The sequence below is a fragment of the Pararhodobacter sp. genome (assembly GCF_034676075.1).
GTDB lineage: Bacteria > Pseudomonadota > Alphaproteobacteria > Rhodobacterales > Rhodobacteraceae > Pararhodobacter.
In genome coordinates this window covers 191,295-205,218 of sequence record NZ_JAUCCQ010000001.1, presented here as the reverse complement: position 1 = coordinate 205,218, position 13,924 = coordinate 191,295, and the positions used below count along the sequence as shown (strand labels likewise).

Genomic DNA, 13,924 nt, shown 5'->3' with positions numbered 1-13,924 from the left:
GTGACGCTTTTTGCGAATCTGAGGGATTTGGCGGGAATGGTCGAAAGTCGGCAGTATTCCACAAGACAGGTGGCGCCGAAGGACCGCTTTGCCTTCTGGGCGGATGCGGTCTGTGCCAGTTTCGTCCGACTGGGATGCGAAGCCCCGCAAACGACTGACTTTTCGGGTGACCTGGACCTGCGCCGTTTTCCCGGCCTGACGGTGTCGCATGTCAGCGGCGGCGCCCATTCGGTGGTGCGCCGCCAGAGCGATATCCGCAGCGAAACCGACGATTACTTCCTGGTCAGCCTGCAGACCCGCAACACGTCGCGAATCACCCAGTTCGGCAATACGGCGCTGCTGCAACCGGGGGATATGGCCATCTACGACAGCACCCAGCCCTATCTGATCGACCTGGGCGACGGCTTTGCCAAGACCGTGATCCAGCTTCCGCGCGAGCGTCTGCTGGCGCGGCTGCCGCTGGCGCGGATGATGGGCGGGCAGCGGATCGACGGGCAATCGGGCATCGGCAAGCTGGTGCGCGAGAACATCCTGACCTTCGCCGAGACCATGGATGGCCGCGACCCGGCGGTGACGGCGCTGTTGCAGGACATCGTGATCGATCTGGTGGCGACCGGGCTTGCCTCGGTCGCGGACGGGCATCTGGACCTAGCCTCGCCCGAGCAGCTGATCCTGATCCGGGCGCGGTCCTACATCAGCGACACTGTCACCGATCCCGAGCTGAACCGCAGCAAGGTCGCCGAGCATATCGGCCTGTCGGTGCGCCGCCTCAACGACATCTTCGCCAAGGACGGCAGCTCGATTTCCGAGGAAATCCGCCGTCAGCGGCTGGAGAGAGTAGCGGCCGATCTGCGCGACCCGCGGCTTCAGGGCCTGTCGATCAGCGAGATCGCCATGCGCTGCGGCTATGAGAACCTGCAGCATTTCTCGACGCTCTTCCGCTCGGCCCACGGCGTATCGCCCCGGGCCTGGAGGGCAGGCGAAGGCTGAACTGCCCGCCCCGCAAAGTTCGTCAGACGAAAGAGGCCCGACCTGACCCCGGGAAGGGATCTTCCGCAACGGTGCCTTGACTTGCATACGAATGCATTGCATACGAATGCAAGACAGCGGGCCCGGGGAGGGACGCCGCGACTCACATCCGGGAGGAGACCATGAAGACACCGTTTCTTGCGGCGCTGACCCTTGCGGCGAGCCTGCTTGCCACCACGTCGATGGCGCAGACCGTCATCCGCATCGCCCATGCGCAGCCCGAAAGCTCGCCGCTGCATCAGGCGATGGAGCATTTCCGCCAGACGCTGGAAGAGCGGTCGGACGGCGGGTTCGAGGTCGAGATCTATGCCGGCGGCCAGCTGGGCAGCGTCACCGAGACGCTGGATCTGGTGCAATCGGGCAATATCCAGATGGCGACCGGCGCCTCGGTCAACCTGTCGCCCTCGATCCCCGAGCTGGGCGTGCTGGACCAGTTCCTGCTGTTTTCGGACGAAGAGCACGCCCGCGCCACGCTGGACGGCCCGGCCGGCGACAGCCTGAACGCGGCGATGGAGGCACGCGGCCTGGCCGGCATGGGCTTCCTCGAACTCGGCTTCCGCAGCTTCTCGGGCAACCGGGCGCTCGACAGCCTCGCGGCGTTCCAGGGTTTCCGCCTGCGTTCGGCCGACAACCCGGTGCAGATCGCGGCCTGGCGGGCCATCGGCGCGGTGCCGCTGCCGCTGGCCTGGGGCGAGATCTATTCCTCGCTGCAACAGGGTCTGATCGACGGTCAGGAAAGCGCGCTGTCTTCCATGGTAGTCGAACGCTTCTACGAGGTGCAGAGCAATGTCTCGCTGACCGGCCATATCTACTGGCCCGAGGTCTGGTTCGCGAACCTCGACTTCGTCAACAGCCTGTCCGAGGAAGACCGCGCGCTGATGAGGGAAGTCGCGGCCGAGACGGTGACGCTGCAGCGCCAGCTGGTGGCCGAGGCCAATGCCGCGACGCTGGCCCAGCTGACCGAGGCCGGCCTCGAGGTCACCGAACTGCCGGCCGAGGATCGCCAGCAGATGGCCGCGACGATGAACGCCGCCATCGAAAGCCTGATCCGCGAGCGGGTCGGCGACGCCTTCTTCGACCAGTTCCGCGCCTCTCTCGCGCAGTAACGGGCTTGCCGGTCGGCCAATCCGGCCGACCGGCGCACCAGGCATCGCGCAGGAGGAGCGCCCATGCAACGCTGGCTGCGACTGGCCGAGAGGTATTTCGAGCCGATCATCATCGTGACCAGCCTCGGGGTGGTCATCGTCCTGCTCTTTGCCGATGTGGTGGCGCGTTTTGCCTTCCAGACCTCGGTTCCCTGGGCCGGAGAGGTCGCGCGCTTCGCTTTCGTCTACATGATCTATTTCGGCATCAGCTATGCCATCCGGGAAAAGCGGCACCTGCGCGTCACCATCCTGGTCGACGCGGTGCCGAGCGCGCTGCGCCGCTGGATCATGGCCTTCGCCGAAGCGGTCTTCCTGGCCTATTCCGTCGCCGTCTGCGTGCTGGGCGTTCAGATCACCGCCAATGCCATCGAGCGCGGGCAATCGCTGTCGGCCACGCAATGGCCGACCGGCTGGCTCTATGCCGCGATCATCTTCTCGGGCGCGCTGTCGGCGCTGCGGCTCAGCCATTCGCTGTGGATGATCCTGCGGCACGGCCAGGAACCCCTGCGGGAGAACACGGCGCTCGAGGATGAGGGGATTCAGCGCGAGGGAGCGGGCTCATGACCACCGCCATTCTGTTCGGCAGCTTCGCCGTCCTGCTGCTGGCGGGCGTGCCCATCGGCATCGCCCTCGGCGCGGCCAGCCTGCTTGCCATCGCCTATATCCCCTTCCTCGGCTTCGATTTCTACGCCCTGGGGCTGGTCAGCGGGATCAATTCCTTCACCCTGATCGCCGTGGTCCTCTTCACCCTCGCCGGCAGCGTCATGAGCCGCGGCGGCATCTCGCGCCGGCTGATCGCCGTGGCCGAGGCGTTTTTCGGCAACGCGCCGGGGGGCTTGGGCACCGTTACCATCATGGCCTGCCTGTTCTTCGCGGCCATCTCGGGCACCGGCTCGGCCACGGTCGCGGCCATCGGTCTGGCGATGATCCCGGCGCTGGCGCGGCGTGGCTATGACCGGGCCTATGCCGGGGCCATGGTTGCCTCGGCCGGGGCGCTGGGGGTGATGATCCCGCCGTCCGTGGTGATGATCATCTACGCGGTGACGGCGCAGGTCTCGGTTTCGGCGCTGTTCCTCGCGGGCATCATCCCGGGCATCGTCATTGCCATCGCGCTGATCCTCTACAACATCTACCAGACCCGCAAAGGCGGCTGGGAGGCCAAGGGCGTCGCTGCCACTTGGCGCCAGCGCTGGGAGGCCGTGAACCAGGCCAAACTGGCGCTGCTCATGCCGCTCGTGGTGCTGGGCGGGATCTATGGCGGCATCGTCACGCCGACCGAATCCTCGGCCGTCGCCGTGGTCTATGCGCTGCTCGTCTCGACCTTCGTCTACAAGGAACTGTCCTGGCGCGAGCTTGGCCCGATCATGCTGCAATCGGCCCTGCTGGTCAGCGCGGTTCTGGTGATCATCGGCGCCTCGGTCGCCTTCGGCCGGATCATCGCGCTGGAACGCATCCCGCTGGAGCTGTCGCGCTTCGTCCTTGGCATCACTGACAACTGGATCGTCGTGCTGCTCGCCATCCTGGTGCTGCTCTTGATCATCGGCACCTTCCTCGAAACGCTGGCGGCCATCGTCATCCTCACCCCGGTCCTGTTGCCGATGGTGACGCAGCTGGGCATCGACCCGATCCATTTCGGGGTGATCATGATCGTCGCGCTGGCCATCGGCTTCGTGACGCCACCGCTGGGCGCCAACCTGTTCATGGCCTCGCAGGTCGGCGGCATCCCCTTCGACGATTTGGTCAAGCGGATCTTCAAATGGGTGCTGGTGATGACCGCGGCCCTGCTGGTGATCAGCTTCTGGCCGGATCTGTCGCTCATCCTTCCTCGCCTGTTTCTGGGCTATGGGTCATAATCAGGAGTTCCCATGACCATCACCTATCTGAAGACCGCCAAGCCCGCCGCCGAGCGTGCCGAGGATGATGCCAAGGTCCGCTCCACTGTCGAGGCGACGCTGCGCGAGATCGAGACCGGCGGCGATGCGGCCATCGCCAGCCTGAGCCAGAAGTTCGACGGGGTGAGCCGCCCTTCGTTCCGCCTGACGCCCTCGGAAATCGAGGCGGCGATGTCCCGGGTCAGCACCCGCGACATGGAGGATATCCGCTTCGCCCAGACCCAGATCCGCCGTTTCGCCGAGGCGCAGCGCGCCAGCATGACGGATATCGAGGTCGAGACGATGCCCGGCGTGGTCCTCGGCCATCGCAACATACCGGTGCAAAGCGTCGGCTGCTACGTGCCGGGCGGCAAGTTCCCGATGGTGGCCAGCGCGCATATGTCGGTGCTGACCGCCACCGTGGCGGGCGTGCCGCGGATCGTTGCCAGCGCTCCTCCGGTCAAGGGCGAGCCCCATCCCGCCATCGTCGCCGCCATGCATCTGGGCGGCGCGCATGAGATCTATGTGCTGGGCGGCATCCAGGCGGTCGGCGCGATGGCCATCGGCACCGAGACCATCGAGCCGGTGCATATGCTGGTCGGTCCCGGCAACGCCTTCGTGGCCGAGGCCAAGCGCCAGCTCTACGGGCGCGTCGGCATCGACCTGTTTGCCGGGCCGACCGAGACGATGGTCATCGCCGACGACACCGTCGATGCCGAGCTGGTGGCGACCGACCTTCTGGGCCAGGCCGAGCATGGCTACAACTCGCCCGCCTGCCTGATCACCAATTCCCGCGCGCTGGCCGAGGCCACGCTGGCCGAGATCGACCGCCTGCTGGCCATCCTGCCCACGGCCGAGACCGCCTCGATCAGCTGGCGCGATTATGGCGAGGTCATCCTCTGTGACAGCCATGACGAGATGCTCGTTGTCGCCAATGACATGGCCTATGAGCATGTGCAGGTGATGACCGACCGCGACGATTGGTATCTGGCGCAGATGCACAGCTACGGCGCGCTGTTCCTGGGTCCGCGCACCAACGTGGCCAATGGCGACAAGGTCATCGGCACCAACCACACCCTGCCGACGAAGAGGGCTGGCCGCTACACCGGCGGACTCTGGGTCGGCAAGTTCCTGAAAACGCACTCCTACCAGCGCGTCACCAGCGACGAGGCGGCGGCGACCATCGGCGCCTATGGCTCGCGGCTGTGCATGCTGGAGGGTTTCGTCGGCCACGCCGAGCAATGCAACATCCGCGTGCGCCGCTACGGCGGGCGCAATGTCGGCTACGGCATGGCCGCGGAATGAGCCTGCCCCGCACTCCGTCGTTCCGGCTCGAGGGCAGGCGCGCCCTGGTGACCGGCGCCTCCTCCGGCATCGGTCTGGCCTGCGCGAGCGCGCTGGCCGATGCCGGGGCCGAGGTCATGATGGTGGCGCGCGGCGCCGACCGGCTGGAGGAGGCTGCGGCCGCCCTCCGCTCCGGTGGTGCCAAAGTCGGCAGCCGCGCGCTCGACATCGCCGATATCCCGGCGCTGCGGGCGTTCGTTGCAGCCGAGAAACCCTTCGACATCCTGGTCAACGCGGCCGGCATGGCGCGGCACAGCGCCGCGCTGGAGACGACCGAGGCGGATTTCGACGCCGTCGCGGCGATCAACATCAAGGCCGCCTATTTCGTCGCACAGGCGGTGGCGCAGGGGCTGATCGCGGCGGGCAAGCCCGGCAGCCTGATCCAGATCTCCAGCCAGATGGGCCATGTCGGCGGCGTGGACCGCGCGGTCTATTGCGCGACGAAGCACGCGGTCGAGGGGATGACCAAGGCCATGGCGATGGAATGGGGCCCGCACGGTATCCGCGTCAACACGATCTGCCCCACCTTCATCCTGACCCCCCTCACGCAACCGACCTTCGACGATCCCGCCCGCCGCGCCTGGATCGAGGAAAAGATCAAGCTCGGCCGCGTCGGCCGGGTCGAGGACGTGATGGGCGCGGTGCTGTATCTTGCCTCGGACGCGGGTGCGATGGTCACCGGGACGGCGCTGAAGGTCGACGGGGGATGGACGGCAGGATGAGCACCAAGGGTCGCATCACGGCGCAGGATGTCGCGCGTCTGGCGGGGGTCAGCCAATCGGCGGTCAGCCGGGTTTTCACGCCAGGCGCTTCGGTCTCGCCCGCGACGGTCGAGAAGGTGCGCGCGGCGGCCGAGAAGCTGGGCTACCGGCCCGACGCGCTGGCCCGCGCCATGATCACCGGCCGCAGCCGGATCATCGGTCTGGTGGTCGCCTATCTGGAGAACCAGTTCTATCCGCTGGCCATCGAGAAACTCTCGCGCGCCCTGCAGGCGCGCGGCTATCACGTGCTGATCTTCATGGCCGAGAATGCCACGGACAATGTGTCCGAGGTGGTGCGCGAACTGATTGATTACCGCGTCGACGGGATCATCACCGCCTCGGTCTCGCTGTCGAACGACCTCACCGGTCGTCTGGCGGGGCAGGGCATCCCGGTGGTGAATTTCAACCGTGGTCAGGAGGATCCCCGCCTGACCGATGTCACCTCGGACAATGTGGCGGGCGGGCGCCGGGCGACCGAATACCTGATCGCGGCCGGACACCGGCGCATCGCGCATATCATGGGCTGGCAGGGGTCCTCGACCGGGCGCGACCGGGCCGAAGGCTTCCGGCAGGCGATGGCGGCCGCGGGACTCGATCCGGTGGCGATGATCGACGGCATGTACGACCGCGAGGCGACGATCCGGGCCACGCGCGACCTCTTCGACCGCGCCGACCGCCCCGATGCGCTGTTCGTCGGCAACGACCACATGGCCTTCGCGGCGATGGACGAGCTGCGCTTCGGGCTGGGTCTCAGCGTGCCGGGCGATGTCTCGGTCATCGGCTATGACGACGTGCCGATGGCCGCCTGGCCCGCCTATGACCTGACCACCATCCGCCAGCCAGTGAACCGCATGGTCCGCGCCACGGTCGAGGCGATCCTCGGCATGATCGAGGGCGATGTCGCGCCCCAGAAAACCCACATCGACGGCCCGCTGGTCGAGCGCGGTTCCGCCCGCCGCCCGCCCACCGATCCTGTCTGATCCATTCCGGCCCCGGGCCGCAGAGCCCGGCGCGCCGATCCCAAGCTGAAGGAAACATCATGATGACGCCTGCCCAGATGGACGCCCGCATCGTCCGCTACGGGGATCTCAAGCCCTGCAAGACCGCCTTCATCGACGCCCATACCCCGGGCAGCGACCAGAAGGAGAATTTCACCATCATCGGTGGTGGCGTCTCCGAAAGCGCCGACCAGCATGTCCACATTACCGAGACGCCGGGCTTCAACATCGGCGCCGCCGGGCAGCCGCCGAAATGCCGCAACAGCCTGCACAGCCACCGCACCGCCGAGGTGTTCTTCGTCCTGAAAGGCCGCTGGCGCTTCTTCTGGGGCCGCTGGGGCAGGGCTGGTGAGGTGGTGCTGGAGGAAGGCGACATCTTCAACATCCCGACCGGGATCTTCCGCGGCTTCGAGAATATCGGCACCGATTATGGGATGATCATGGCGGTTCTGGGCGGTGACGACGCCGGTGGCGGCGTGATCTGGGCGCCTCAGGTGATCGAGGACGCGCGCGACCACGGGCTGGTGCTGGGCGAGAACGGCAAGCTCTATGACAGCAAGAAAGGTCAGAGCCTGCCTGCGGGCGTCTCGCCCATGCCGGTGCTGACGGAGCAGCAGCTCAGGGACTTCCCGGAACTCGGCACCGCGCAGGTGGTGCCGGATTATGTCGCCCGCTACTGGGACATGGTGGCGCTGTCGGATCGCCAGCCCTGCAAGGTGCTGGGCGCCGAGGGGCTGCTGCGCGACCGGCCAGGGTTCGAGATCGACTTCCTGACGCGCGGCTCGATCCCCGGGACCGCCTATGCGACCGACCGGCACGAGGTGCTGATGCCGGTGCGCGGGTATTGGCGGATGGATTGGGACGGCGGCAGCACCGTGCTGAACCCGGGCGACACGGCGGCGATCCCGCCGGGCCTGTCGCACAGCCTGACGCCCGCGATGACCGGCGAGGCGGCGCTCTACCGGATCCGCAACACCGACGACCCCGCGGGGCTCACCGGGCGCCTGGCGTGACCGCCGGGTCGGACAAGGAACGGCAGGCATGACTCCGCTGGTCCTGGTGCCGGGCATGATGTGCGATGCGCGGATGTGGGGGGCGATCCCGTCGTCCCTTGCCCCGCGCGCCGTCCACCACGCGCTGCCCACGGCGGCCGAGACGATCCCCGGCATCGCCGCCGCCCTGCTGCGCGACCTGCCCGAGCGTTTCGCGCTGGCCGGGCTGTCGATGGGCGGCATCGTGGCGATGGAGATGCTGGCGCAGGCGCCCGACCGGATCGAACGGCTGGCGCTTCTCGATACCAACCCCCTGGCCGAACTTCCGGAGGTCCGTGCCCGTCGCCTGCCGCAGGTCGAGCGGGTCCTCGCCGGGGGGCTGGACGCGGTGATGCAAGACGAGATGATGCCGCATTACCTGGCCGGCCCGGGGGATGTGGCGACGCTCGCGCTCTGCCTCGACATGGCGCGCGCCCTCGGGCCCGAGGTTTTCCGCCGCCAGTCGCTGGCTCTGCGCGACCGGGCTGACCGGACCGGGGCGCTGCGCGCCTTCCATGGTCCCGCGCTGGTGTTGACGGGCGAGAGCGACCGCCTCTGCCCGCGCGACCGCCACGATCTGATGCACGCGCTGATGCCGCAATCCCGGCTGGTGATCGTCCCGGGCGCCGGGCATCTGCCGCCGCTGGAACAACCCGCCGCCACGCTCGCGGCGCTCAAGGAATGGCTCGAGACATGACACCGACGCTTCTGGACCTGCTGCGGCGGGTCGATACCCCCACGGTCTGCAATGCCATCGAGGTGGTGCAAGGCAAGCGCGGCTTCGACGGCTTTACCCGCGGCACCATGCTCTGTTCCGAGCCCGGGCACAGCGTCGTCGGCTACGCCGTCACCGCGCAGATCGCGGCGCTGGCCCCGCCGACCGAGGCGCCCGAAGTCATCCGCGCCCGCCGCATGGCCTATTACAAGGCGATGCACGATGCGCCCAAGCCCTCGGTCGCGGTGATCGAGGATCTGGATTTCCCCGACTGCATCGGCGCCTATTGGGGCGAGGTCAACACCACGATCCACAAGGGCTTCGGCATGGCGGGGGCGCTGACCAACGGGGTGATGCGCGATCTGGGCGATCTGCCCGCGGGTTTTCCGGTCATCGCCGGCAGCATCGGCCCCAGCCACGGTTTCGTGCATGTTCGCAGCCTGGGCGAGCCGGTCTCCGTTTTCGGTCTCAGGGTCGCGCAGGGGGATCTGGTCCATGCCGACCGCCACGGCGCCGTGGTCATCCCCGAGGCGGTGATCCCCGGGCTGGAAGCGGGGATCGGCAAGTTGCTGGCGTCCGAGAAGCTGGTCCTCGACCCGGCGCGGGCGGCCGGTTTCGACTTCGGCGCCTTCGAGAAAGCCTGGACCGCCTTCGAGAACGCGCGGACCTGAGCCGTCTCCCGGGGCGCCGCCGCTCGGCGCCCCGGGAGGGTTGTTCAGCGCATCAGGTTGGGCAGGAACAGGGTGATCTGCGGGAAGCCGATCAGCAGGGCCATGACCACGACCTCGGCCAGCAGGAACCACAACACGCCCCGATAGATCGTCCAGATCGGCACCGAGGGCGTCACGGATTTCACCACGAAGACGTTCATGCCAAGGGGCGGCGTGATCATCCCGATCTCGACGTATTTGACGACAATGATCCCGAACCAGATCAGGTCCAGCCCCAGCGCCTTCATCATCGGCAGGAAGACGGGCAGGGTGATCAGCATGATCCCCAGCGGGTCCAGGAACATGCCCAGGATCAGGAACACGACCGAGATCGCCAGGATCACCATCAACGGATCGCCCGCATAGCCGCCGACCATATCGGCCAGCAGGGTCGAGACGCCGGTCAGCGACAGAAGCCGCGTGTACATCACCGCGCCCATGCCGACGAAGAAGATCTGCGCCGTGCCCGACATCGATTCCTTCAGGGAATCGATGAAGCTGGTCATGCTGATGCGGCGTTGCAGGATGGCGATCAGCAGGGCCAGCGCGGCGCCGGTGGCGCCCGCTTCGGTGGGCGTGACGATGCCGCCGTAAAGCCCGCCGATGATGCCGAGGATCAGCGCGGTGACCGGCCAGACCTCACGCAGCGCCGACAGCCGGTCGGCCTTCAGCGTCTGCAATTCCTCGTCCGAGAGCTTCGGCGCCAGTGCCGGGTTCAGCTTGCAGCGGATGACGATCAGCGCGACATAGGCCGCCGCGGTCAGGAAGCCCGGCACGATCCCGGCGATCAGGAGGCGCGAGATCGAGACCTCGGCGAAGACGCCATAGAGCACCAGCATGATCGAGGGCGGAATCAGCGCGGCCAGCGTGCCCGCCGAAGCGACGACGCCGGTGGCCAGCGCCCGGTCATAGCCCGCGCGCAGCATCTCGGGGATGGCAAGGCGACCCATCGCGGCCGAGGACGCCAGCGACGAGCCGCAGGCGGCGGCGAAGCCGACCGAGGCCATGTTGGCCGCGACCGCCAGCCCGCCGGGCAGCGCGCTGAACCAAAGCCGCGCGGCGCGGAACAGGGCCGAGGAGATCCCGGAATGGTTGGCGATGGCGCCCATCAGCAGGAACATCGGGATCGCCGTCAGGTCCCAGCTGGCGGCAAAGGCGAACGGGCTTTCGCGCAGGATCGACAGGGCGATGGGGAAGTTGCGGACATAGGCGAGGCCCAGAACCGAAACCACGCCCAGGGCCACGCCGATCGGCACGCGCAGCGCGATCAGGCCCAGCATGCAGCCCAGGGTGATCAGGCCGAAAGTCAACGGATCCATCAGGCGTTCTCCTTGCCCAGCCGCTGGCCGGTGATCGGATCGGTTCGGGTCAGTCGCGCGGCCAGGCGGAAGATCATGGCCAGCACCATCGCCGCCCCGGCGATGGGCAGGATCCAGCGGGTCGGCCAGATCGGCAGGAAGCCGCCCAGGATCTCCCAGACCTCGCCGCGGCGGGTCCGGGCCAGCGCCGAGACCCAGGTCTGCCAGACGAAGGCCGAGACATAGAGGATGACCAGCAGATCGACGAGCACGGCGATGACCGCGCGCATCGGACCGGGCAGGGCGCTGACGAAGATGTCGGCGGTGACATGCTCGTCGCGCAACGTCACCCAGGCCAGCGGCAGGAAGGCGACCGCGATCATGTAGTAGCTGGCGGTGATCTCGCCGGTGCCGGGCAGCGGCGCGTTGAACAGGGTCCGCGACAGAACGTCGATGGTCACATGCGCCATCATCAAGACGCCGGCCACCAGTGACACGGCGAAGAGCGCATCGGCGATCTTCGAGATTATTCTATGGATGGCTTTCATGATCGGCCTTCGGTCCGTCAGAGGGGAATCGGGGGCGCGATGCCGCACCCCCGCTCTTGTCTGTCCCGTGGGTCTCAGAGGGTCGAGGGGTCGACGTTGGCGAAGACCACGTCCCAGATGCGCTGGGTCCAGGCGTCCACATCGGTGCCCAGCTCCGCGGTCACCGGGCGCCAGCGGTCGACGGCCGCCAGATAGGCGTCGATCAGCGCTTCGGGATCCTCGACGCCCAGCGTCTGGCCCACACCGATCAGGCGGGCGCGGTCATGCTCGGCAAAGCCCTCGACCATGGCGCGCAGGTCATCGGCCGGCTCGACCAGCTCGACGCCGTTGACTTCCTGCTGGTTCTCGAAGCTCTCCTGATCGCGCAGCACGTAATTGCCGATCGTGTGCTTGGCGGTGATGAAGGCCGAGGCGCGCATCACGGCGGCCTGCTCCTCGGCCGAGAGGCCGGCGAAGAGGTCGCGGTTCATCAGGAAGCCCACGGCGGGGGCGGCATTGCCCAGCGGCAGGTCGGTCACGTATTTGGCGTATTCGCCGTAGCCATAGGTCTGCAGCCATTCGCGCGTCGCCATCAGGCAATCGAGGCCGCCGCGCTGCAAGAGGCCCACGGCCTCGGTCAGCGTCACCGACATCGGCGTGGCGCCGCCCATGGTCGCCATCTCGCCATAGCCGCCGGTGGCGCGGATGCGGCGCCCGGACATGTCGGCCAGCGAGGCGGTCGGCTGGGTGCACATCAGCCGGTAGGAAGCCGAGGCGAAGCCGCCGAACAGCAGCGCGTTGTTCTCACGCGCCTCGGCCAGGCAGGACGGGCAGTGCAGGAACACCGTCTCGGCCGCTGCTGCCGCCACCGCCATCGGGTCATCGCCCGGCACGACGATGGAATAAAGCAGCGTCAGCGAGGGCATGGCCTCGGGCGTGTAGACCGGAATCTGCAGGCCGCCCTGCATCAGGTCGTCGGTCACCGCCGCCAGCGTGCCGCGGCCATCGGCCAGCTGGCCGCCCGCGATCAGCTCCCATTGCAGCGCGCCGCCGGTGGCCTCGGACATCATCGCGAAGGCTTCGGGCAGGGTGTCGGTGTTCAGGTAATCCGACGCCGGCGGCCAGGAGCCGTAGATCGGCGTCTGGGCCAGCGCGCCCGAGGCCATCAGGCCGAGGGCGGCGGTGGTCAGGGTCAGGGTCTTCATGGTCATTTACTCCTCCCAGTAAATCGCGCCAACGGGCGCTGGACGTCAGGTCTGTCAGGCAGCGGTCAACCGGGCAGGCAGGCTGTGATAGCCGCGCAGCCAGTTGATGTGCACATTCTCGGGTTTGCCGGTCAGCTCGATCCGCGAAACCTTGCGGGCCAGCGCGCCCAGCACCGATTCCGCCTCCAGCCGCGCGACCATCTGGCCGACGCAGCCGTGGATGCCGGTGCCGAAGGCCAGATGCCCCACGGTGCGGCGGCTGATGTCATAGGTGTTCGGATTGTCCCAGCGCTCGGGGTCGCGGTTGGCGGCGGCCAGCCACATCATCACCTTCTCCTCGCCGCCCAGCTTGACGCCGGCCAGCTCGGTCGGGCCGCTGGTGGTGCGGCCGATGACCGGGGAGGGCGCGAACCAGCGCAGCCCTTCCTCGAAGGCGGCGCGCGCCAGCGTCGGGTCGGCGCGCAGCTTGTCCCATTCGCTGGGGTGCTCGATCAGCGCCTTCATGGCGATCCCGATGCCGAAGACCGTGGTGTCGATCCCCGCCGAGATGAAGGCCCGGACCAGCATCCCGGCATCGTCATGGCTGATCTCGCCGCGATGGGCATAGGCGTAGATCTCTTCGCCGAAGCCGCCCGGGACCAGATTCTCCTCGGCCATCTGGGCCGCGACATATTCGAAGGTGCCCTGTTCCTCGACCACCTTGCGGGCCGCGTAATAGAGGTCGTTCCGGGGGCCCATCGCGTTGAAATTCAACTCGGAATAGGGCATCAGATGATGCCGTCCGCTCGGTTGCAGGCCCACCGCGTCGGGCAGCACCTTGAACGGGAAGGCGAAGGCCAGTTCGCTTGCCAGATCGACCTCGCCGCCGCGTTCCAGCAGGGCATCGACCATCCGCTCGGCCTCGGCGCGGAAATCATCGGCCATCTTGCGCAGTGCGGCGGGCGACAGGACCCGGGCCAGCACCTTGCGGTTGGGCGTGTGGATCGGCGGATCGGCTTCCAGAATGACCGAGGGTTTGCGCCAGGGTTCGTCACGCACGACATTGGTGAGGCCCGTACCGAAGGCCGAGGAGAAGCGGCGCCAATCCTCGAAGACCTCGCGCACGACCTTGTCCCGGCCTGTGATCCAGAAGCCGTATTTCGGCACCCAGGCCACGGGGCCGGCTGCGCGGATCGCCTCGTCGAGGGCGATGGGGTTGTCCATGCTTTCCCGGCTGAACGGGTCGATGTCCAGTATGGGCCGGTCGAGCGAGTCGCTTGCGGGCATGGGGTCTCCTCCTCCGTTGCTAGT

The 13,924-nt window shown here is 67.6% G+C and carries 14 protein-coding genes; 10 read left to right on the top strand and 4 right to left on the bottom strand.

The features are described from left to right. Positions 1–36 precede the first annotated feature (36 nt). From VDQ18_RS01020 to VDQ18_RS00975, 10 genes are all read left to right on the top strand, one after another. Positions 37–990, top strand: a complete 954-nt coding sequence (locus VDQ18_RS01020) for a helix-turn-helix domain-containing protein (protein WP_323019176.1) — start codon at positions 37–39, stop codon at positions 988–990. A 161-nt stretch (positions 991–1,151) separates the two neighbouring features. Beyond that, entirely contained in the window at positions 1,152–2,135 is a 984-nt protein-coding gene (locus VDQ18_RS01015; RefSeq protein WP_107750970.1) for a TRAP transporter substrate-binding protein, read from the top strand. Positions 2,136–2,198: 63 nt separating this feature from the next. After that, positions 2,199–2,738, top strand: coding sequence for a TRAP transporter small permease (locus tag VDQ18_RS01010; protein WP_107750971.1), 540 nt, complete (start codon positions 2,199–2,201; stop codon positions 2,736–2,738). Beyond that, the gene (locus VDQ18_RS01005; protein WP_323019175.1) at positions 2,735–4,027 is read left to right on the top strand and encodes a TRAP transporter large permease; all 1,293 of its coding nucleotides are present in this window, start codon (positions 2,735–2,737) and stop codon (positions 4,025–4,027) included. Before VDQ18_RS01010 ends, VDQ18_RS01005 begins: the two co-directional genes overlap by 4 nt. 12 nt (positions 4,028–4,039) lie before the next feature. Further along, complete coding sequence (hisD, locus tag VDQ18_RS01000; protein ID WP_323019174.1) at positions 4,040–5,350, top strand: histidinol dehydrogenase; 1,311 nt, start codon at positions 4,040–4,042, stop codon at positions 5,348–5,350. Then, positions 5,347–6,111: an SDR family NAD(P)-dependent oxidoreductase gene (locus tag VDQ18_RS00995; protein WP_323019173.1), complete on the top strand. Its 765-nt coding sequence runs from the start codon at positions 5,347–5,349 to the stop codon at positions 6,109–6,111. Before hisD ends, VDQ18_RS00995 begins: the two co-directional genes overlap by 4 nt. Next, positions 6,108–7,130: a LacI family DNA-binding transcriptional regulator gene (locus VDQ18_RS00990; protein ID WP_323019172.1), complete on the top strand. Its 1,023-nt coding sequence runs from the start codon at positions 6,108–6,110 to the stop codon at positions 7,128–7,130. Before VDQ18_RS00995 ends, VDQ18_RS00990 begins: the two co-directional genes overlap by 4 nt. Before the next feature lie 62 nt (positions 7,131–7,192). Continuing rightward, positions 7,193–8,161 (top strand): cupin domain-containing protein, encoded by a 969-nt coding sequence (locus VDQ18_RS00985; protein WP_323019245.1) that lies wholly within the window; start codon positions 7,193–7,195, stop codon positions 8,159–8,161. 28 nt (positions 8,162–8,189) lie between these two features. Continuing rightward, positions 8,190–8,876: an alpha/beta fold hydrolase gene (locus VDQ18_RS00980; protein ID WP_323019171.1), complete on the top strand. Its 687-nt coding sequence runs from the start codon at positions 8,190–8,192 to the stop codon at positions 8,874–8,876. After that, entirely contained in the window at positions 8,873–9,565 is a 693-nt protein-coding gene (locus VDQ18_RS00975; RefSeq protein ID WP_323019170.1) for an RraA family protein, read from the top strand. The genes VDQ18_RS00980 and VDQ18_RS00975 overlap by 4 nt, the downstream gene beginning before the upstream one ends. A gap of 44 nt (positions 9,566–9,609) precedes the next feature. Here the strand turns inward: VDQ18_RS00975 and VDQ18_RS00970 are convergent, their stop codons facing one another. The 4 genes from VDQ18_RS00970 to VDQ18_RS00955 form a co-directional block, all read right to left on the bottom strand. Further along, positions 9,610–10,923, bottom strand: coding sequence for a TRAP transporter large permease (locus VDQ18_RS00970; protein ID WP_323019169.1), 1,314 nt, complete (start codon positions 10,921–10,923; stop codon positions 9,610–9,612). Continuing rightward, positions 10,923–11,450: a TRAP transporter small permease gene (locus tag VDQ18_RS00965; protein WP_323019168.1), complete on the bottom strand. Its 528-nt coding sequence runs from the start codon at positions 11,448–11,450 to the stop codon at positions 10,923–10,925. Before VDQ18_RS00965 ends, VDQ18_RS00970 begins: the two co-directional genes overlap by 1 nt. Before the next feature lie 74 nt (positions 11,451–11,524). Further along, complete coding sequence (dctP, locus tag VDQ18_RS00960; RefSeq protein WP_323019167.1) at positions 11,525–12,640, bottom strand: TRAP transporter substrate-binding protein DctP; 1,116 nt, start codon at positions 12,638–12,640, stop codon at positions 11,525–11,527. 48 nt (positions 12,641–12,688) lie between these two features. Beyond that, complete coding sequence (locus tag VDQ18_RS00955) at positions 12,689–13,900, bottom strand: cytochrome P450 (protein ID WP_323019166.1); 1,212 nt, start codon at positions 13,898–13,900, stop codon at positions 12,689–12,691. Positions 13,901–13,924: the final 24 nt, after the last annotated feature.